The organism is Pseudomonas sp. lyk4-R2A-10 (assembly GCF_030209075.1).
Lineage (GTDB): Bacteria > Pseudomonadota > Gammaproteobacteria > Pseudomonadales > Pseudomonadaceae > Aquipseudomonas > Aquipseudomonas glycinae.
The window spans coordinates 184139-203708 of record NZ_JARVSR010000012.1 but is presented as its reverse complement, the minus strand read 5'-3'; the positions used below and the strand labels follow the sequence as shown (position 1 = coordinate 203708).

17 protein-coding genes are annotated in these 19570 nt (G+C 61.7%); 11 read left to right on the top strand and 6 right to left on the bottom strand.

The window, feature by feature from the left end; translation table 11 throughout:
* Positions 1–151: 151 nt before the first annotated feature.
* The 7 genes from QRN46_RS21875 (at position 152) to QRN46_RS21845 (ending at position 7931) form a co-directional block, all read left to right on the top strand.
* On the top strand, positions 152–487 hold the full coding sequence (locus QRN46_RS21875; RefSeq protein ID WP_041475123.1) for a YceK/YidQ family lipoprotein: 336 nt from the start codon (positions 152–154) through the stop codon (positions 485–487).
* A 172-nt stretch (positions 488–659) separates the two neighbouring features.
* On the top strand, positions 660–2417 hold the full coding sequence (locus QRN46_RS21870; protein WP_007952261.1) for a carbamoyltransferase family protein: 1758 nt from the start codon (positions 660–662) through the stop codon (positions 2415–2417).
* Positions 2401–3531 (top strand): glycosyltransferase, encoded by a 1131-nt coding sequence (locus tag QRN46_RS21865; RefSeq protein ID WP_011332139.1) that lies wholly within the window; start codon positions 2401–2403, stop codon positions 3529–3531. The genes QRN46_RS21870 and QRN46_RS21865 overlap by 17 nt, the downstream gene beginning before the upstream one ends.
* A complete protein-coding gene (locus tag QRN46_RS21860; protein WP_011332140.1) occupies positions 3531–4427 on the top strand; it encodes an antimicrobial resistance protein Mig-14 in 897 nt (298 codons plus the stop codon). Before QRN46_RS21865 ends, QRN46_RS21860 begins: the two co-directional genes overlap by 1 nt.
* Before the next feature lie 8 nt (positions 4428–4435).
* Entirely contained in the window at positions 4436–5881 is a 1446-nt protein-coding gene (locus tag QRN46_RS21855) for a PIG-L deacetylase family protein (protein ID WP_041475124.1), read from the top strand.
* Positions 5878–7032 carry a glycosyltransferase family 4 protein gene (locus QRN46_RS21850; RefSeq protein WP_011332142.1) on the top strand — a complete coding sequence of 385 codons (1155 nt, stop codon included), beginning with the start codon at positions 5878–5880 and terminating at the stop codon, positions 7030–7032. The genes QRN46_RS21855 and QRN46_RS21850 overlap by 4 nt, the downstream gene beginning before the upstream one ends.
* Positions 7029–7931, top strand: coding sequence for a glycosyltransferase (locus QRN46_RS21845; protein WP_011332143.1), 903 nt, complete (start codon positions 7029–7031; stop codon positions 7929–7931). The genes QRN46_RS21850 and QRN46_RS21845 overlap by 4 nt, the downstream gene beginning before the upstream one ends.
* A gap of 18 nt (positions 7932–7949) precedes the next feature.
* On the opposite strand, the gene QRN46_RS21840 is transcribed toward QRN46_RS21845, so the two are convergent.
* Together QRN46_RS21840 and QRN46_RS21835 are read right to left on the bottom strand one after the other, a co-directional pair.
* On the bottom strand, positions 7950–9167 hold the full coding sequence (locus tag QRN46_RS21840) for an acyltransferase family protein (RefSeq protein ID WP_011332144.1): 1218 nt from the start codon (positions 9165–9167) through the stop codon (positions 7950–7952).
* On the bottom strand, positions 9167–11029 hold the full coding sequence (locus tag QRN46_RS21835; protein WP_201817193.1) for a bifunctional O-antigen ligase/aminoglycoside phosphotransferase family protein: 1863 nt from the start codon (positions 11027–11029) through the stop codon (positions 9167–9169). The genes QRN46_RS21840 and QRN46_RS21835 overlap by 1 nt, the downstream gene beginning before the upstream one ends.
* A 154-nt stretch (positions 11030–11183) precedes the next feature.
* Here QRN46_RS21835 and msbA point away from each other — a divergent pair, with 154 nt between their 5' ends.
* The 4 genes from msbA (at position 11184) to hldE (ending at position 15986) form a co-directional block, all read left to right on the top strand.
* Positions 11184–12986 (top strand): lipid A export permease/ATP-binding protein MsbA, encoded by a 1803-nt coding sequence (gene msbA, locus QRN46_RS21830; RefSeq protein ID WP_011332146.1) that lies wholly within the window; start codon positions 11184–11186, stop codon positions 12984–12986.
* Between the two features lie 164 nt (positions 12987–13150).
* A complete protein-coding gene (locus QRN46_RS21825; RefSeq protein ID WP_011332147.1) occupies positions 13151–13855 on the top strand; it encodes a sulfotransferase family 2 domain-containing protein in 705 nt (234 codons plus the stop codon).
* Positions 13848–14459, top strand: a complete 612-nt coding sequence (gene cysC, locus QRN46_RS21820; RefSeq protein WP_221615489.1) for an adenylyl-sulfate kinase — start codon at positions 13848–13850, stop codon at positions 14457–14459. Before QRN46_RS21825 ends, cysC begins: the two co-directional genes overlap by 8 nt.
* Before the next feature lie 102 nt (positions 14460–14561).
* Positions 14562–15986: a bifunctional D-glycero-beta-D-manno-heptose-7-phosphate kinase/D-glycero-beta-D-manno-heptose 1-phosphate adenylyltransferase HldE gene (gene hldE / locus QRN46_RS21815; protein ID WP_011332149.1), complete on the top strand. Its 1425-nt coding sequence runs from the start codon at positions 14562–14564 to the stop codon at positions 15984–15986.
* A 66-nt stretch (positions 15987–16052) separates the two neighbouring features.
* On the opposite strand, the gene QRN46_RS21810 is transcribed toward hldE, so the two are convergent.
* The 4 genes from QRN46_RS21810 to QRN46_RS21795 form a co-directional block, all read right to left on the bottom strand.
* A complete protein-coding gene (locus QRN46_RS21810) occupies positions 16053–17021 on the bottom strand; it encodes a hypothetical protein (protein WP_011332150.1) in 969 nt (322 codons plus the stop codon).
* Between the two features lie 31 nt (positions 17022–17052).
* Entirely contained in the window at positions 17053–17865 is an 813-nt protein-coding gene (locus QRN46_RS21805; protein ID WP_011332151.1) for an aldo/keto reductase, read from the bottom strand.
* Positions 17862–19037, bottom strand: a complete 1176-nt coding sequence (locus QRN46_RS21800) for an NAD(P)/FAD-dependent oxidoreductase (RefSeq protein ID WP_011332152.1) — start codon at positions 19035–19037, stop codon at positions 17862–17864. The genes QRN46_RS21805 and QRN46_RS21800 overlap by 4 nt, the downstream gene beginning before the upstream one ends.
* 129 nt (positions 19038–19166) lie before the next feature.
* On the bottom strand, positions 19167–19499 hold the full coding sequence (locus QRN46_RS21795; RefSeq protein ID WP_011332153.1) for a DMT family transporter: 333 nt from the start codon (positions 19497–19499) through the stop codon (positions 19167–19169).
* Positions 19500–19570: the final 71 nt, after the last annotated feature.

Here is a 19570-nt window from a genome sequence, read left to right as displayed (position 1 = left end):
GTCAGCGTGTAAGACATTTCTGCTGTTGAAATCGGGTGAGGGTTGTAGCGACAAATCCTTGTGACTTGTCCTACGGCCTTTCCGGAACCCATGAACTGCCCCCCGCAAAACCCCGATGCTAGTTTGCCCCGACGTTCCCGGAGGGCAAATCTTGACCATCAAAAACGCTATCGCCATCGGCGCATTTTCCCTGGCACTGTCCGGCTGCGGCACCGCCGTCACGGTCTTGCAGGGCGATGAAGCCGCCACGCGCGGCCTGCGCAAACAGAAGACCTACTGTCAGTCGATTCCGCGCATCTACAGCGGACTCGCCCATGATTTCTGCCTGCTGCACGCGCCGCCCGATCCTACCGGCATTCTGGTACCGGTCGTCCTGCTCGACCTGACCCTGTCCGGTGTGTTCGACACGGCTTTCCTGCCGTATACGATCTATCGCCAGGCGGTGGACGGGAATATCAGTGTTTATTGGCGGCCAAGCCGTGGATAGGCCCATGGACAAGGGTTCTGTGGGTTGAACGACATGGGGCAATTCGCACAGGGTCATTCCCGCCACGTTTACGCTATAATCCCGCCCTTTAGCTGTCTCTCGCCCGGTGCGAGGGCACATCATTTTTCAAGGCGCATCGCGCCTGAATGCAGACTAAAGAGGCTAGACCCCTGTGGCATTGACGATTCTTGGCCTGTCCGGCGCCCTTAGCCATGATCCTTCAGCAGCCTTGTACATCGACGGCAAGCTGGTCGCGGCGGCTGAGGAAGAGCGCTTCGTACGCGATAAACATGCAAAGAACCGCATGCCCTACGAATCGGCGAAGTTCTGCCTGGAGCAGGCAGGCATCAAGCCGTCCGACGTTGACGTGGTCGCGATTCCGTTCGCCCCGATCAGCATTTTCGGCAAGGCGCGCTGGCAGTACGCCAAGCGTTACTGGTACGCCCCGGACCGCGCACTCGACGCGATCCTGATGGGCAACCGTCGCTACAAGCGCTATCGCAACAAAATCGTCTGGTGCCTGGAACAACTGGGCTTCGATCCGAAGAAAATCAAGATCGAGCCGGTTGAACACCACCTGGCCCACGCTTCCAGCGCCTACCACTGCTCGGGTTTCAAAGAGAAAACCGCGATCCTCGGCATCGACGGCAAGGGCGAATACGCCACGACCTTCTTCGGTTATGGCGAGAACGGCAAGATCCACAAGATCAAGGAATTCTTCGATCCGGACTCCCTCGGCGGCCTGTACGGCGCGATCACCGAGTTCCTCGGTTTCGACATGCTCGACGGTGAGTTCAAGGTCATGGGCATGGCGCCGTACGGCGACGCCAGCAAATACGATTTCTCGCGCCTGGCCTCGTTCGAGAACGGCGAGCTGGTGATCAACACCGACTACGCCAACGTGATCGGCCTGCGTCGCTATAAAGAGAAGGGCAAGGGTTACTACTTCTCGCCGAAGCTGATCGAGTGGCTGGGTCCGAAGCGCGAAGGCGACATCGCCGACGAGCCGTACATCCACTACGCCGCCAGCATTCAGGCGCTGTTCGAAAAAATCGCGCTGCAGATGATCGACTACTACCTGGGCGACGTGCTCAAGGAAACCGGCAAGCTGGCCTACGCCGGTGGCTGTGCGTTGAACGTCAAGCTCAACCAGAAAATCATCGCCCGCGACGACGTCAAGGAACTGTTCGTACAGCCTGCCTCCGGCGACGCCGGTACGGCGGTTGGCGCAGCGGCCTATGTGTCCAACGCCCGTGGCGTGCCGGTCGAGAAGATGGAACACGTCTACCTCGGCCCGTCGTACAGCAACGAAGACGTGATCGCCGCGTGCGCCCGTCACGAGAACAAGCCAACCTGGCGCAAGCTCGACAACATGCCGGAGCAGATCGCCAAAATCATGGTCGATGGCAACCCGGTCGCCTGGTTCCAGGGCCGCATGGAGTTCGGTCCGCGCGCGCTGGGCGGTCGTTCGATCATCGGTTGCCCGAGCGTGGCTGGCGTGGCTGACCGGATCAACCACCAGATCAAGTTCCGCGAGCGCTGGAGGCCTTTCTGCCCGTCGATGCTCGACACCGTTGCGCCACAGATGATCAAGATCGACCACCCGGCGCCGTTCATGACCTTCACCTTCGAAGTGGCTGAAGAGTGGAAGACCCGCGTGCCGGAAGTCGTCCACGAAGACGGTACTTCCCGGGCCCAGGTGCTCAAGCGCGAATACAACCCGCGTTACTACGACATGATGAAGGCGCTGGAAGTGCTGACCGGCAACGGCGTGTCCCTGAACACCTCGCTCAACCGTCGTGGTGAACCGATGATCTGCTCGCCGACCGACGCCCTGAACATGTTCTTCGGCTCGGATCTGCAGTACCTGATCATGGAAGACATCCTGGTGGTCAAAGAAGGCGCAAACGCTTATGACACGCTCGGCTGAACGCCATGTGCTGCAGTTCTGTCACGGCTATGACGGGCCGTTCCTCGACTGCGCGCGGCAGTACGCCAGCCTGTTCGCGGGCACCGGTTATCGGGTCACCACGGTCTTTCTGACCGGGGCTGCCGATAGCGAGGTGGCCGCGGCCTGCGCCTCCGATGAAGTGTTGTTCATGGAATACAGCTCCAAGGCCATTCGTGGCCTGAAGCTGGGCGCCATCGGCGATCTGCGCAAGATCGCCGCTTCACGCAATTTCAGTTTCTGTATCGCCCATCGCTTCAAGCCGATCTACATCGCCTTGCTCGGCACTTCGCTGCCGGTGATCGGCGTGCACCACGCGTTTGGCGATTACAAACGCGGTTCGCGCAAACTCTTTGCGCACATTTTCCGCAAGCGTCTGAGCCTGCTCGGCGTGTCCGATGCGGTGCGCGACGACATGCGCCGCTGCCTGCCGAAATGGCCGGCGACACGAATCCAGACCCTCTACAACCGCATCGATGTCTCTGCGTTGCAGATGAGTCAGGTGTCCGCCCGCGAAGCCCGCGAGACCCTCGGTCTTTCAGCGGATGCGTTCATTGTCGGCAACGTCGGTCGCCTGCACCCGGACAAGGATCAGGCCACGCTGCTGCGTGGTTTTGCCGCGGCGCTGCCCGGTCTGCCGGCCAACAGCCAACTGGTGATTCTCGGCAAGGGGCGTCTCGAGGATGAACTCAAGGCGCAGGCCCGTGAGCTGGGCGTTGGAGATCGGGTGCTGTTCCTCGGCCAGGTGCCGGACGCGCGTAATTATTTCCGCGCATTCGATGTGTTTGCCTTGAGTTCCGACCACGAACCGTTCGGCATGGTGCTGCTGGAGGCCATGGCCGCCGGCGTGCCGTTGCTGGCCACGGCGTGCGGCGGGGCGAAGGAAGTGGTCGAAGGCGTCGGGATCCTGTTTCCGCTGGGTGACGCCGAGCATCTGGCCCAGGGCCTGAAACATCTGGCCGGCATGGACGAGCAGCAGCGTCGTCAGTGCGCCGAGATGATGTTCGACCGCCTGCGCGAGCGCTTCTCCGACCGCGCCGTACGCGACACCTTCTGGCATTTGCCGCAAGTTACCGATCTGGCACCGAGGGGCTGATGCTCAACCGATTTCAAGGCTGGCGCGAACGTGGCTGGTCGCCCGTTGACGCCTCAACTTATGCACAGGCCTGGCAGCGTTTTGGCGGTAGCGTCGCGACTCATCCCATGGTCGTCGAGCGCCTGGCGGATCTGGCCGGTATCCCGGTGCGTTATCTGGCCTGGGAGCAGCAGGGCGAAGTCAAAGCCGCGATCCCGACCTGGGGCCGCGACCTGGCCTTGTCCAAGGACGTGCTCAAGCGCAACGGCAAGAAAGGCCTGTTCGACCTCGGCAACGCCGAGCTGATCCTGCCGGCCGCCGCCGATGCCCAGGCCCCGCTGCGTCATCGCGGGCGCTACCTGTCGGCGCTCAACGAAAACCGCTTCAGCGGCCTCAAGTTGCAGACCGAGCAACTGGCCATGGCCCGCACTCCGGAAGAACTGTCGAAGAAGTTTCGTTACAACCAGCGTCGCGAACTGCGCCTGCTGGAAGAGGCAGGCGGGGTGGTGCGGCCGGTCAGCGATTTTTCCAGTGCCGAACTTGCAGCCATTTATTGCGATCTGTTCCAGCGCCGCTGGGGTTTCCCGGCCACTGGCGCAGCACGCATGGCTGAAGTCATCGAACTGTTGCGCGAGCTGTTGATCGGCTCGGTGATCTTCCTCAACGACGCGCCGATCGCCATTCAACTGGTGTATCGCGTCGAAGCGCCGGAGTGGATCAGCGTCGAGTACATCAACGGCGGCGTCGACCCTGAAACCCGTGAATTCAGCCCCGGCAGCGTCCTGAGTTTCCTCAATACGCAATCTGCCTGGGAGCACGCGCGGGCACTGGACAAGCCGCTGCGCTTTTCCTTCGGTCGCGCCGACCGTGAATACAAGGATCGCTGGTGCAATCCTGTGCCGGTCTTCACCGTATGAGTCAGCCCATGAGCCGCAAACAGCAACTGCTCAAGCGTCACCGGCGCAATAAGCGCATCAGCCTGTTGATCGCACTGCTCGTGTTGATTGCCCTAGGCGTGCTGGTGGCCTGGTGGTTGCCGCTGGTGCTGGCGGTGGTCGGCTGGATTGCCCACGAAGCGTGGTTCGCCGATCACCTGTTCTATTCGCCGAAAGACGATTACCAATACAGCTTTCCTCCGTTCACACCGCAGCCAAAAGTGCATTTGAACGGCGAGCAATTGCGCCTCGACGAGGGCGTGATGCTGGTGGACGACGCCACACTGATCCTCGCCGTGAAGGTCAAAAGCAGCTTTCTGGGACGCTTCTTCGACCCTCGGGTCGAGTTGGCCGGCGGCACCCATCCCGACGCGCAGACGTTCGAGCGTGGCGTGAACGGCCTGCGTTATCTGAACCTCAGCGGCCAGGCGCAGGCCTTGTCGCAAGGCCAGTTGCGTCTGCGCGGGCGCTTTTGCCGGGTGTCCGGCGAGCCAGTGCTGTGGGCGCTGGAACAACCGGACTACCGTCAGCAGCGGGTGATGGTCATCGCCCCTCACGCCGACGATGCCGAACTGGCCGCCTACGGACTGTACAGCCAGGCCAAAGAAGCCTGGATCGTGACCCTGACCGCCGGCGAGATCGAAGCCGAACACTATCAACAGATGGGCCTGAACAAGGTCGAAGCGGCGCGTCTCAAGGGGCGTCTGCGTGCCTGGGACAGTCTTGCCGTACCGCGCTGGGCCGGCGTACCGCAGGAGCATTGCGTGCAGCTCGGGTATTTCTGCCTGCAACTGGCGGCGATGCAGGCTGCGCCGAATCAACCCGTTGGCTCGCGGGAAGCCGATCTGAGCGACACACGCCTGTTCCGTCAGCTGAATCCGTTTGCCTTGCCCGGCGATGCCGACGGCGCGCCGACCTGGAACAATCTGCTGGCCGACCTGCGTGATGTGCTGTTGCGTGCGCGCCCGGATGTGATCGTGTTGCCGCACCCGACGCTGGATCCGCATCCCGACCATATCTGCGCCCAAGAGGCGGTGCTGGAAGCCTTGCGCGGTCTCGATTACCAACCGACGCTGCTCGGTTACGCCAACCACTTGCACGACAACGACCGTTGGCCGATGGGTGACAGCGGGCAGGGCATCGCCTTGCCGCCGACGTTCGATGCGACCCACGCGATGCAGCCGCTGTGCCTGCCGCTGTCGATCCAATTGCAACGCGACAAGGCCATGGCGCTGGGCATGATGCATGACCTGCAGCCACCGGCGCCGTTCAAGCGTCGCCTGCGCCGGCTGTTTCAGCGACTGCTGGCTGGTCGGCGTCCATCGGTATACGGCGAGAACGAATTTTTCCGCAAAGCGGTCAGACGCCAGGAGTTGTTCTGGGTACTGAAGCAGAGCGAAACAGGCGCGACGGGATCGCACCGGGGAGAGGTATGAGTCAACGCGCAAAGGTGCTGCAGCTGCAGCCCGATTACAACGTCAAATCCCATGATTTCGCCGACCTTGCCGAGCAAATCGTCAAGGCGCTGCCGACCGATCGTTACGAAGTGACCGCCGCCTTCCTGCGCGGTAAACCCGGACCGGGCGAGGCGGTCAGCCGTGCCGACCGTTCGGTGTATTTCGAGTTTTCCGACAAGTCCCTCAAAGGCATGCGCCTGCGGGCGATGTGGCAGCTGTACAAGTTCTGCCGCCGGGAAAAGTTCGACGTGGTGATCTGCAACCGCTTCAAACCGGTGAACATGATGCTGACGCTCAACCGCTGGTTGAAGGTGCCGTTGTGCATCGGTATTTCCCACGGCTTCGGCGAGTACGACCGCTTCTACCGTCGTCGCCAGACTCAGCGCCTGATCGACCGGCACTGGCGTTTCGTCGGCGTTTCGCCGGCGGTTAAGCAGTATCTGCTGGATTGCGATTGCGGTTTCACTGACCAGAACACGTACGCAATCACCAACGCCATCGACATCGAACAGGCCGAGGGCTTGCAGCACAGCCGCGAACGCGCGCGCGAGTTGTTGGGTATCGATCCGAATGTGCGCCTGATCGGTGCGCTGGGGCGACTGGTGTCGGTCAAGGGCCACACTTATCTGTTGCAGGCTTTCGCCCAACTCAAAGACAAATACCCGAACGCTCAACTGGCAATCATCGGTGCCGGACGCCTGCAGGCGCCGCTCGCCGCCGAGATCGAACAGTTGGGCCTGAGCGGTCGCGCACACCTGCTGGGCTTCAAGGAAAACGCCCTGCAATACGTGCGTGCGTTCGATATCTGGACCATGCCGTCGCTGGCCGAAGGCCTGGGCCTGGCCTTGCTGGAAGGCATGAGCGGGCACCTGCCGGTGATCGCCTCGAACGTGCCGGCCATGTTGCCGCTGATCGAAGGTGCCGGTGGTTTGTCGATCACGCCCAAGGACGTACCGAGCCTGGTCGCGGCGCTGGACAGCTACCTCGCGCTGTCGGATGACGAGCTCAAGGCCAAGGGCGAGCAGGCCTACCGCTATTTGCAGGAACAGCACGACATCGAGGTCTTCCGCCAGGAATACCTGAACCTGATCGACTCCGGCCTGGAACAGGCCCGCAAGGAACAGCCATGAGCGATTCAGCAGCCACGAGCGCTGAGCAACCTCTCGTTACCGTCATCATTGCGTCCTACAACCACGGACCGTACATCGAGGAGAGCATCCTCAGCGTCATCAACCAGAGCTACAAGAACATCGAGCTGCTGGTCGTCGACGACGGATCGAAAGATGACAGTGTCGAGCGCATCAATGCCCTGCAGGCCCAATACGGCTTCGATTTCCGGGTGCAGCAGAACCAGGGCCTGACCAATACGCTCAACGGCGCGATCGCTCGGGCCAAGGGCAGCCTGATCGTGCCGTTCGGTTCCGACGACATCATGTACCCGGACCGGATCGACACCCAGGTCGCTTATATGGACGGCAAACCGGAAGTGGGTATCTGCGCCGGCAACATCGAATTGATGGACGCTGACGGCAATCTCTATCCGGAAAAGCGTCAGCGCCGGGACGTGCCGTTCCGGCGCCTGGATTTTGATGACATGTTCCTGGAGCGCAAGCCGTATCCGCCGGCGCCGACCCTGATGATCCGCCGTGAGGCACTGGACAAGGTGGGCGGGTTCGACCCGACGATTCGTCTTGAAGATCTGTACATCGAGCTGAAAATCACCCGCGCCGGTTACTTCATCGATGGTCTGAACGTGGTGATGGCGCGCTATCGCAAGCACGCCACCAACTCCTACAAGAATCACCGTTTCATGATCGAGAACATCCTGCGTACCTACGCGTTGTTCAGCGATCATCCGCTGTACGACGAAGTGCGCTACAAGTCGCTCAACTCGATGTTCCTGAAGACTGCCAACCGCGACCGCAAACTGGCGCGGGAACTGCTGGCGCAAATCCCGTTCAAGGCCTGGAACAAGAAGACCTGGCGCGGGTTGGGCCGGTTGCTGTTTTCGCCGCTGGAAAAAGATTGAGGTCGTTGTCGCTCGCACTCAGCGAGCGACTTTTTCCGACAGGTGCTTGCTGCCCTTCTGACGCTGGCGAATCCACTGCACCACTTTCTTGCCCGCGTTCATGCCTGGCTGCTCGATGTAAAGGAACGTTGCGCTGCTGATCAGTATCAGCAGACAGGTGCAGGCTGCCATCAACGGCAGGTAAACCCAGGTCTCACGGGCATCGAGGTGCAGCAACAGCGGCAGGCGCTGAACCATCAGCCAGAGCACGAAACCATGGAGCAGATAAGTGCTGTAGCTGATCTCCCCCAGCCAGCGGATGCTGCGCGGTTTCAAGGCGCCGAACAGGGTGTTGCCCGAAGCCACGATCACGAAAAACAGCGACAGCAGAAACAGCGGTGCGGTCTTGAAGGCCCGGTTGAACGCGGTGAAGGCCAGTGCCAGAGCCGCCAGGGCGATGATGCTGGCCAGTGTCGTGCGGCTCCAGGCCACCAGCTGCGGGCGTCGAACCCAATAGGCGGCGGTGATCCCGCCGAGAAAGCTGGCCAGAAAATGTTTCTTCAGCGAATGCTCCCAACCGACCAGCTGGTACAGCGCGTAAATCCCGATCAGGCACAGCACGACCTGTCGCCAGTTGCTGCGGTAGACGAATACCAGGGCCGCCAGTGGCAGCGCCAGATAGAAAAACACTTCATAGGCCAGCGTCCAGGTGACGTTGGAGATCAGCATGCCGGTTTGCGGATACTGGTTGACGTCCGGGCGATCGAACGTCAGCCACAACAGGCTCTGTTTGAGCAGTTGTGACACCGGTTCCTTCAGTTGCCAGTCCTGCAGGTAGAACACGGTCACGAACACCGCCAGCATCAATGGCAGGTACAGCGGATACAACCGGAACACCCGAGAAACGCCGAAGGCCAGCCAGTCGTGCTGACGGCCCTGGGTCAGCAGACGGCTCCAGAACAGGAAGCCGGTAATCATGAAGAACAGCGCCACACTGCCCTGGCCAAGCATCGAGTAGAAGTTGCTCGGTGGAAATTCGAACACGCCCGTGCGCAGAAAGATCCAGGTGATGACCGAGTGATGCACGAATACACCGAATGCCAGATAGCCGCGCAGGCCGTCGATGCTGGCATAGCGGCTTTCGCCCGAATGCTGCAGATGGCGTGCGATCTTCGGTACGGCCCGCAGCAGTAAAGCGGCGGATACGATGGCCAGCAGATAGGCGGCCGGCGCAATGAACGGACTGGTCTGAATCATCAATGAACCCTAGCCGGCGTGTTGCCGGCCAGCACTTGCCTGTGCAGATTGTCTACGGCGGATTTCGACGCCGTTACGGCGTATCCCTGGAGCAGTGCCTCGAGGTGATCCTCGAACAGCCAGCGTCTGTCGACGGTGTAGCGTTGCATGTGGCGCAGATTACGCTGGCGCAGTGACAGGCTGAGGGGGGAAGGGTAGATCCGCAGGTCGGCCAGATCGATCAGCCCGAACTCTCCGTCTTCCAGCACCAGCACATTGCCCAGATGCAGCGAGCGGAAATACACGCCTTGCTCATGCAGGCTGGCCATGAATTTGCCGAAACGCTCCACCAGCGCATGACGCACTGCAGGCGCGGTGATCCCCTGCAGCACCTGGCGCAGGGTGTGGCCCGGCAGCGGCGTGTAATGCACGGCGCTGCTGCCGTCGTCGAGGCGATAGAGGTTGAGCACCTGTGGCGTGGGAATGCCCATCCGGCGCAGCTGTTCGCTGTTGACGGCAAACCGCTCGGAATACGGGTTGAAGCTGCCCGATGTATACCAGCGGCGACGGCGAAACAGTTTGAGGAAACTGCCATCGGACAGGCGCAGGACCTTGGGCCCCAATCCATCTTCCTCGATGACCTGGGCGTCGCTGCTCAGCTGTTGCAGAGCGGTTGCCGACAGCTTTTGTACCGGCATTGCCAAAAGCCGTCGGGCACGTTGATTGATGCTCAGGGCCGCAATCAGCGCCAAAGGAATCCACAGCAGGAACCAGTGTTCCTTGGGGCGGGAAATGATTCCGCCGCCTTCGGTCAGCCCGGCACCGATGCCGAACACCAGCCAGGTCGAGGCGATGATCAGCAATGGCTGCACGCGCTGACGCCAGCTGCTCAGCAGCCCCCAGGCCTGGAAAAACAGCCAGGGCAGCATGCCGAGGATGCCGACGTAATAAAGCACTCCCAGCGCAAAGCTGTGCGGTTCCTGGAAGTTGTAACCGACGCCTGGGTCAATCGCCAGAACCGCGTTGTAACCGTGGCCGATCCACGGATGCTCGGCGATTTTTTCCAGGGCTTGCTGCCAGATCTCGAAACGATAGGAGTCACCGCGTTCGATGATCATTTTCGAGAACAGCACCACCACCGTTGCGCCACCAATCGCGAGTGTGCCCAGCAGCACCAGTGAGCGACGGTTCCAGCAAATCAGGCTGAGCCACAATGCGGCCATGGTCAGCGCCACCAGCGGGGTGCGGGAACCGGTTCCGATCACGGCCATGAACATGATCAGCATCGCAGGGATGCTGAGCCAGTACAGCCGGCGATTCTTGCAGGTCATGCTCAGACTGAGCCAGTAGGCGCAGAAAAATCCGAACAGATGGGAGCTGAGCAGCGGGTTGTCGAACGCGCCGCCGCCGATCAGGCGCGCGCCGGGTTCGAAGTGGAGCATGAACGGGATCAGGAAGGCGATCGTTGCGATCAGGGCCACCAGTGCGGCGGCGAACAGCAACGGGGTCAGGATGTCGCTGCGGTAGCGGACCAGCAGAAAACACCCGGCGAACAGCATCAGGGTATGCAACGGAGGTTTGAACATGCCGCCTATCGGTTCATCCTGCGGACCCCAGCAAAGACTGAGTAACGCCCAGCCGGCAAACAGCAGCAGTGCGATGAACACCGGTTCACGCAGCATTTCCTTGAGTTCACGCGGGCGCAGGCACAGGGCGATCAGCGTCGGAATGCTGAACAGGCCGTAAAACAGCTTGTGATGAAGGCTGCGGCCCGGCAGGAAGAACAGCGCGCACAAGAGCAGGAAGTAGCCGACGGGAAGAATCCACAGGCTGATGAAATCGAAAATTCGACTGGACGTACTGCTGAAGCCGCTGAATTGCATGCTGTGTGTTTCAATCCTGAGGTTGATCGGCCATTTGGATGATGGCTATTTGACGCTGAAAAAGACGCCTAACAATAACAGCCTTTGGCCGATTGCCAGAACCCTGAAGAAGCTGTGCTAAAGTCAGCGTCCTTTTTATCGACTTTCGCGTGATATGACCGACTCCAGTCCCGCCGCAAGCCCTTCGAGCTTGAAAATCTACTTCCGCCTGCTCGGCTATGTCCGGCCGTACATCAGTCTGTTCCTGATCAGCATCGTCGGTTTTCTGATTTTTGCCTCGACCCAGCCGATGCTCGGCTACATCCTCAAGTACTTTGTCGACGGTCTGTCCAATCCCGAGGCAGTGCTGTTTCCCACCGTGCCTTACCTGCGCGACCTGCAACTGCTGCAGGCCGTACCGTTGCTGATCATCCTGATCGCCGCGTGGCAGGGGCTGGGATCTTATCTGGGCAACTATTTCCTGGCCAAGGTTTCCCTGGGCCTGGTGCATGACCTGCGGGTTCAGCTCTTCAACAACCTGCTGGTCCTGCCCAACCGGTATTTCGACAAGCATAACTCCGGACATCTGATTTCGCGTATCACCTTCAACGTGACGATGGTCACGGGGGCGGCAACAGATGCGATCAAGGTCGTAATCCGTGAAGGCATGACGGTGATCTTCCTGTTCGCCTCCCTGCTGTTCATGAACTGGAAGCTGACGCTGGTGATGGTTGCGATCCTGCCGCTGATCGCCGTGATGGTGCGCACTGCCAGCAAGAAATTCCGCAAGCAGAGCAAGAAAATCCAGCTGGCCATGGGCGACGTGACCCACGTCGCCTCGGAAACCATCCAGGGCTATCGCGTGGTGCGCAGCTTCGGTGGCGAAGCCTACGAGGAAAAACGCTTTCTCGATGCCAGCCAGGGCAATACCGACAAGCAGTTGCGCATGACCCGCACCGGGGCCATCTACACGCCGCTGCTGCAGCTGGTGATCTACAGCGCCATGGCGATCCTGATGTTCCTCGTGCTGTACCTTCGCGGCGATGCGTCGGCCGGTGACATGGTGGCCTACATCACGCTGGCGGGTCTGCTGCCCAAGCCGATCCGCCAGCTGTCCGAAGTCAGTTCGACCATCCAGAAGGGCGTGGCCGGTGCCGAAAGCATTTTCGAGCAACTGGACGTCGAGCCCGAAGTCGATACCGGCACGGTCGAGCGCGATTCGGTCAGCGGTCGCCTCGATGTGCGCAACCTGAGCTTCACCTACCCGGGCACCGAGCGTCAGGTGCTCGACGACATCAGCTTCTCGGTCGAGCCGGGGCAGATGGTGGCGCTGGTGGGGCGTTCTGGCAGCGGCAAGTCGACCCTGGCCAACCTGATTCCGCGCTTCTATCACCACGACAAGGGCGAGATCCTGATCGACGGCGTGGAAGTGGAGCAATACAAGCTGCTCAACCTGCGCCGCCACATTGCCCAGGTGACCCAGCACGTCACGCTGTTCAGCGACACCGTGGCCAACAACATCGCTTATGGCGATCTGGCCGGGGCGCCGCGCGAAGACATCGAGAAGGCCGCGCGTGATGCTTATGCGATGGACTTCATCGCGCAACTGCCTGAAGGCCTGGACACCCAGGTCGGCGAAAACGGCGTGCTGCTCTCCGGCGGTCAGCGCCAGCGTCTGGCAATTGCCCGCGCCCTGCTCAAGAACGCGCCGCTGCTGATTCTCGACGAGGCTACCTCGGCACTCGACACCGAATCCGAACGGCACATTCAGGCCGCCCTGGATCAAGTGATGAAGGGCCGCACCACGCTGGTGATCGCTCACCGGCTGTCGACCATCGAGAAGGCCGACCTGATTCTGGTCATGGACCAGGGCCGGATCGTCGAGCGCGGCACCCACGACGACTTGCTGGCACAGAACGGCTACTACGCGCGTCTCAATGCCATGGGCCTCGATGCCCCGGCGGAAGACATCGCCTGATCCCGCCACGAAAACGCCGGGCGCGCAATGCGCCCGGCGATTTGTATCCAGACCTTTACCCTTCTTGACCAAACCGGCATAAAACCCGGCATCGCGCTTGTTAAGGTTCCTGAACGAACTCTGACTTCAATCGAAGGGGCCATCCTCTTCGCGCGGGTGCTGGCATGCTGCAACGTTATCTCTGGAAATTGCTGCCCAAGCCGCAGCGGGCCTTTTTGCTGGGGCGTCTGTCGGTGGTTGACCGGCAAGTGGTGAACAAATCGATGTCGGCCAGTCTGGCCTTTCCTGCCGCCTTCGAGCAGCGCGACTGTCTGTTTATCCACGTACCCAAATGCGCCGGAAGCAGCTTGTGTGCGGCGATGTTCGACGGCTGGCGTCCCGGACACTTGCCGTTGTACTGGTACGAAGAGCAATTTCCCGAGCAATATGCCGCCGCCTACAAATTCGCCTTTGTGCGCGACCCGCTGGAGCGCGCCTATTCGGCGTACGCCTTTTTGCATGGCAACACCTTGAGCGGGCGTGATCACGCCGCTCAGCAGATGGTTCGACAATATCGGGATTTCGACGATTTTGTCGCACGCTGGCTGCATCCGGAGACGATCTCGCGGCAGCTGCACTTTGCCGCACAGACCGACTTTCTCACCGACTCGCTGGGGCATCTGGCTCTGGATTTCATCGGTTACCAGGAACATCTGGAACAGGATTTCAAACAGGTCTGTGACCGCTTGGGGATGGTGTGTCAGTTGCCGCACGTCAACAGCTCGCGGCAACGTCAACCACTGAAGGCGCGGGAGTTCTGCTCGGCGCGAACCCGTCGGCTGGTGCGTCGGGCCTATCAGCGCGACTACGAGTTGCTCGGTTATGAATGAGGCGCTGCACAGTCTGGCGACAACGCCCGCCATCAGCCCCTATAACCTGGCGCTGCCGCGCCAGGCCCGGGCCGCGCTCAACGGGCAGCGGCCGCGTTGCCTGTGGCTGACCGGATTATCCGGCGCCGGCAAGTCGACCCTGGCCAATTCGCTGGAGCTGCACCTGCATCAATTCGGGCGGCACACCTTTCTGCTCGATGGCGACAACGTGCGCAATGGCCTGTGCCGGGACCTGGGTATGGACGATGCCGGTCGCCGGGAAAACATCCGGCGCATGGCCGAAGTCGCCCGGCTGATGGTCGATGCCGGGCTGATCGTCATCGTTGCGGCGATTTCCCCGTTTCGAGCCGAACGGGATGCTGCGCGGCGACTGTTTGCCGAGGGCGACTTCGTCGAAGTGCATGTGAGCACTTCGCTCACGGTGTGCGAGCGCCGTGATCCGAAAGGTTTGTATCAGGCGGTGCGTCAGGGTCGTATCCAGCATTTCACGGGCATCGACAGTCCTTACGAGGCTCCGCTGGCGGCGGAATTCCGTATCGACACGGAAGAGATCGAGCCAAGCGAGGCCTGCGAACGGCTGGCGGCTTTGCTGCTTGAAAAATGAGCAAAAAAGCCAGCTGTTTCATCCTGTTGCAGCCACCGCACAAGCCTTCGCCAACCCTGTGTTAATATCGCGCCCCTGTTCATTTTGTATGTGGGTTGCTCCATGAAGTTGTCCATGCCGCGATTCGATCAAGCCCCTGTCTTGGTGGTCGGCGATGTCATGCTCGACCGTTATTGGCATGGTGGTACCTCACGGATTTCCCCTGAGGCGCCGGTTCCTGTCGTTAAAGTCGAGCAAATCGAAGACCGCCCGGGCGGTGCCGCCAACGTTGCCTTGAACATTGCCGCGCTGGGTGCGCCGGCGTCGCTGGTCGGTGTGACTGGTGACGACGAAGCCGCCGACAGCCTGAGCAACAGCCTCAAGGGTGCGGGCGTACGAGCCTTGTTCCAGCGCATCGCGCACCAGCCGACCATCGTCAAGCTGCGGGTCATGAGCCGGCACCAGCAATTGCTGCGTATCGACTTCGAAGAACCGTTCGCCACCGATGCACTGGCCCTTGGCGCGCAGGTCGACGACCTGCTCGAAGGCATCAAGGTGCTGGTGCTGTCCGACTACGGCAAAGGCGCCCTGAAAAACCATCAGGCCTTGATCCAGGCCGCCCGTGCCAAAGGCATTCCGGTGCTGGCCGACCCGAAGGGCAAGGATTTCTCGATCTACCGTGGTGCCAGCCTGATCACCCCGAACCTCAGCGAGTTCGAAGCCATCGTCGGCGGTTGCGCCGATGAGCACGAGCTGGTGACCAAGGGCGCGACGCTGATGCACGACCTGGATCTCGGCGCACTGCTGGTGACCCGTGGCGAACACGGCATGACCCTGCTGCGTCCGGATCATCCGGCGCTGCATTTGCCTGCGCGGGCCCGTGAAGTGTTCGACGTGACCGGTGCCGGCGACACGGTGATTTCCACCCTGGCAGCCGCGATTGCTGCCGGTGAAGAATTGCCGCACGCGGTGGCGCTGGCCAACTTGGCGGCGGGCATCGTGGTCGGCAAGTTGGGTACCGCGGCGATCAGCGCCCCGGAACTGCGTCGCGCCATTCAGCGTGAAGAAGGTTCCGAGCGTGGCGTGCTGGGGCTGGAGCAACTGCTGCTGGCAGTCGCCGATGCCCGTGCGCACAATGAGAAGATCGTGTTCACCAACGGCTGCTTCGACATCCTGCACGCCGGCCACGTGACCTACCTCGAGCAGGCGCGAGCCCAGGGCGATCGCCTGATCGTCGCGATCAACGACGACGCCTCGGTCAGCCGCCTGAAAGGGCCGGGCCGGCCGATCAACAGCGTCGACCGGCGCATGGCGGTTCTCGCCGGTCTCGGTGCGGTGGACTGGGTCATCAGCTTTGCCGAAGGCACCCCGGAAAACCTGCTGCGCGAGGTCAAGCCGGACGTGCTGGTGAAGGGTGGCGATTACGGCATCGACCAGGTTGTCGGCGCTGATATCGTCAAAGCCTACGGCGGCGCCGTCAAAGTGCTGGGGCTTGTGGAGAACAGCTCGACCACGGCGATTGTGGAAAAGATCCGCAAGTCGGAGTGATGCAAACATAAAGACCGCGTCTGCGATGACTCTCCGGAGTCACTCGCAGGCGCGGTCTTTTGCCGTTCAGGAATTCACTTTCTTGCGCGGCACGATCTTCTTCAGCAGTTGTTTGGCCTTGCCGCGCAACCGTGCCAGCCCCGTGTCCCTGGGCGGCGGCGTCAGACCCTGCTGGCGCAGCCAGTCCTTCCAGCGAATCCGCTCATCGCGCACCAGCCAGCCGTCCTGTCTGGCGAAGCTTTCCGCCAGGTACAGACCGCGAGTGCCGGCCGGGTACAACTGACCTTTCTTCAGCGTGTACAGCTCAGGCAGCGGCTCACCGTCCTGCAACGGCATCAAATACAGATCGGGACGTTTGCGGTCGAGCCGGGCGACCAGTTGATCGCCTTCCAGCCGTTCATCGACATGAAACAGGCTGAGGTTTTTGGCTTCCTTGGGCACGTCGAGGCGCAGGTCATAGATCAGTTGCAGGGACGCGGTCGGCAAATGCACGTAGGCCCGTGGCCGTTCGAGCAGTTGCAGATTGGCGCAGCGCACCGGCCGGGCCGAGCCGGACAGCGGCGTCAGGCGAAAGGGCAGGGCCTCGCGATAATGCAGTGCCGATGCGTACGGCGCTGGCAGCCACGTGTCGTTGAAGCGCCCGCCGAGCCAGCCTTCCGGGGTTTCCAGCAGGCATTCTTCGGCGATCTCCTGGATCGCCGTGTGCAGCGGAATGTTCAGTTCATGGGCTGGCACGTAGCCGGAAATCAGCTTGAGCACGACGTCGCCGCGATCCTGCCGCCGCTGGCGCACCAGCACCCAGTAATCGCGATTCTGCCAGTGCAGGGTCAGACGCACCGAAACGCCTAGGTTGGCCAGCTCCAGCGCAAAGCGCTCGGCGTCGGCCACGCTGACCGGTTTGCGCCGCTGCAGGGTCTGGGCGAAATTCAGCGGCATGCCGACGCTCTGGTAGGTCAGGCCTTCCGGCGTGGCTTCGACGAACAGCGGCAGCGTCTTGAAGTTGCTCGGGTTCTTTCTGATGAGCGTACGCGGCATGTCGGCTCCTGCTTAAGGCCGCGAGGCGGCGTCAGTGACCACGAAGGACCTGGGCAACGGTCGCAACGTTGTGGGCGAGGTGCAGCGGATTGATCGTCCCGACGATGGCACTGGCCACGCCGGGCTGGGCGAACAGCAACTCGAAGCTGGCGCGCACCGGATCCACGCCGGGACTCAGGCACACATGACCACTGGCCAGCGCCTTCTTCACCAGAATGGCTTTGCCGTGGGCAGCAGCATAGTCAATGACCGCCTTCTCGTTTTGTTCGTTCAGATTGTAGGTGACCATCGCGCAGTCGCCTTGCTCCAGTGCTTTGAGGCCACCGTCGACGGTTTTGCCGGAAAAACCGAAGCCGCGAATCTTGCCCTCGGCCTTCAGCGCCGCGAGGGTTGCGTAGACTTCGCTGTCGTTGAGGATCGCCAGATCGTTGCCATCGGAGTGCACCAGCACCAGGTCGATAAAATCGGTTTCAAGACGTTGCAGACTGCGCTCCACCGACATCCGGGTGTGAGCGGCGCTGAAATCGTGGGTCGACTGGCCGTCGACGAATTCTTCGCCGACCTTGCTGACGATCACCCAGTCCTGACGCTGGCCACGCAGCAGTGGGCCGAGGCGTTCTTCGCTGCGGCCATAGGCCGGGGCGGTGTCGATCAGGTTGATGCCCAGCTCCCGCGCCTGTTTGAGCAACATGCGCGCAGCGTCATCGTCGGGGATCTGGAAGCCGTTGGGGTATTTCACGCCCTGGTCGCGGCCGAGTTTGACGGTGCCCAGGCCCAGCGGCGAAACCAGCAGGCCGGTGCTGCCCAGTGGGCGATGCAGATCGTGCAGGGTCGGCAGGCTCATGGCAGCAATTGCTCCCAGGCGGGAACGCCCATCGGTGGTTTTGGCAGCTCGGGCAGCGGACCAGGATGGCTCGGCTGGATACCGTCGCGTTCCAGGGAGGCAATCACTCGGTCAGCGAAGTCCGGCGCCAGGGCGAGCTTGGTTGGCCAACCCACCAGCAGGCGACCGTCTTCGGCGAGGAAGGCGTTGTCCGGGCGGGTCAGGCCGGTTTGCAGCGGTTCGGCGCGATCGACGCGCAGGGTCGCCCATTGCACGGTGCTCAGGTCGATCCATGGCAACAACTGGCCAAGTTCTTTCTGGGCGGTGGCGATCTGTTCGGCCGGCTCACGGGCCACGCCTTCGGATTCGGCGATGTCACCACCCAGATACCAGACCCACTGGCCGTCAGCGGCCGGGTGGGTGGTCACGGTGATGCGCGGCTTGGTGCCGCCACCGAGGCAGTGCGCGTACAGCGGCTTCAGGCCCGGACCCTTGGCGATGATCATGTGCAGCGGCCGCCGTTGCATGGCCGGATGAGTCAGGCCCAAAGCGGTCAGCAGATCGGCAGTGCCGGCGCCGGCGCTGAGCACGATGCGCTGGGCACGGATCTCACGGCCATCGACTTTCAGGCCAACCAGCACGCCGCTTTCCAGCAACGGCTCGATGTTCTGGCCGGCGAGCAGACCGTCGCCCGACAGGTCGGCCAGACGCTGGATCAGGCTCGGTACATCGATCACCAGTTCGGCGAGGCGGTAGACCTTGCCTTTGAAGCGCTTGTCTTGCAACGCCAGCGGCAGTTGATCGCCCTTGACCTGATCGACCCGGCCACGCACCGCTTTACTGGCGAAGAAACTGGTGAGGTTGCCGGCGAGGGTGCCCGGCGACCACAGGTAATGGGCTTCGGACAGCAGGCGCACGCCGGTCAGGTCCAGTTCGCCGTTGCCGGCCAGGGCCTCACGCCAGCGGCGCGGCATGTCGGCGATGGCTTCCGAGGCGCCGGTCAACGCACCGTGCAGCGCGTACTTGGCGCCGCCGTGAATGATGCCCTGTGACTTCACACTCTGCCCGCCGCCGAGGCTGGCGCTTTCCACCAGCACGGTCGAGAAACCCTGGCGACGCAGGCGCGCGTTCAGCCAGAGACCGGCGACACCCGCGCCGACAATCAGCACGTCGGTGGAAATTGGAGATGGCATGCAACGACCTCAGTGTTCAAGACGAGGGCGCAGTATACAGACTCGGGGAAAAGGGAATTTGTCGATGATCAACAGAGGGAGGGCATGAGCCTTTGCCGGCGTGATTGCCTGCAAGGGCTCAGGTCAGGATCAATGGCCGGCGGTTTTCGAGAACAGCTGAATCACCACCACGCCGAGCACGATCAGCGCCATCCCGAGCATCGCCGGGATATCCAGCTTCTGCCCATAAATGAACAGCGCCGCGACGCTGACCATCACGATGCCCATGCCGGCCCACACCGCGTAGGCCACGCCCACCGGTACGCTGCGCACCACCAGGGTCAGCATCCAGAACGCGATGCCATAACCGACGACGACCAGCAGCAGTGGCAATGGCGTGCTGAAGCCTTTGACGGCTTTCATCGAGACGGTCGCGATCACTTCGGCACAGATGGCGATGGCCAGGTAGACGTAAGCGTTCATGTTCAAATCCTCGTGTGAAGCGTTGCTTTCTGAGGCGGCATTCTAGTGACTCCCCAGATGGGGTAAAGTCA

What these genes read in the sequence shown, in the direction of transcription:
- QRN46_RS21865 (WP_011332139.1), top strand. Translation starts at nt 2,401, where the DNA reads ATGACACGCTCGGCTGAACGCCATGTGCTGCAGTTCTGTCACGGCTAT.
- QRN46_RS21860 (WP_011332140.1), top strand. Translation starts at nt 3,531, where the DNA reads ATGCTCAACCGATTTCAAGGCTGGCGCGAACGTGGCTGGTCGCCCGTT.
- QRN46_RS21855 (WP_041475124.1), top strand. Translation starts at nt 4,436, where the DNA reads ATGAGCCGCAAACAGCAACTGCTCAAGCGTCACCGGCGCAATAAGCGC.
- QRN46_RS21850 (WP_011332142.1), top strand. Translation starts at nt 5,878, where the DNA reads ATGAGTCAACGCGCAAAGGTGCTGCAGCTGCAGCCCGATTACAACGTC.
- QRN46_RS21845 (WP_011332143.1), top strand. Translation starts at nt 7,029, where the DNA reads ATGAGCGATTCAGCAGCCACGAGCGCTGAGCAACCTCTCGTTACCGTC.
- QRN46_RS21840 (WP_011332144.1), bottom strand. Translation starts at nt 9,167, where the DNA reads ATGATTCAGACCAGTCCGTTCATTGCGCCGGCCGCCTATCTGCTGGCC.
- QRN46_RS21835 (WP_201817193.1), bottom strand. Translation starts at nt 11,029, where the DNA reads ATGCAATTCAGCGGCTTCAGCAGTACGTCCAGTCGAATTTTCGATTTC.
- msbA (WP_011332146.1), top strand. Translation starts at nt 11,184, where the DNA reads ATGACCGACTCCAGTCCCGCCGCAAGCCCTTCGAGCTTGAAAATCTAC.
- QRN46_RS21825 (WP_011332147.1), top strand. Translation starts at nt 13,151, where the DNA reads ATGCTGCAACGTTATCTCTGGAAATTGCTGCCCAAGCCGCAGCGGGCC.
- cysC (WP_221615489.1), top strand. Translation starts at nt 13,848, where the DNA reads ATGAATGAGGCGCTGCACAGTCTGGCGACAACGCCCGCCATCAGCCCC.
- hldE (WP_011332149.1), top strand. Translation starts at nt 14,562, where the DNA reads ATGAAGTTGTCCATGCCGCGATTCGATCAAGCCCCTGTCTTGGTGGTC.
- QRN46_RS21810 (WP_011332150.1), bottom strand. Translation starts at nt 17,021, where the DNA reads ATGCCGCGTACGCTCATCAGAAAGAACCCGAGCAACTTCAAGACGCTG.
- QRN46_RS21805 (WP_011332151.1), bottom strand. Translation starts at nt 17,865, where the DNA reads ATGAGCCTGCCGACCCTGCACGATCTGCATCGCCCACTGGGCAGCACC.
- QRN46_RS21800 (WP_011332152.1), bottom strand. Translation starts at nt 19,037, where the DNA reads ATGCCATCTCCAATTTCCACCGACGTGCTGATTGTCGGCGCGGGTGTC.
- QRN46_RS21795 (WP_011332153.1), bottom strand. Translation starts at nt 19,499, where the DNA reads ATGAACGCTTACGTCTACCTGGCCATCGCCATCTGTGCCGAAGTGATC.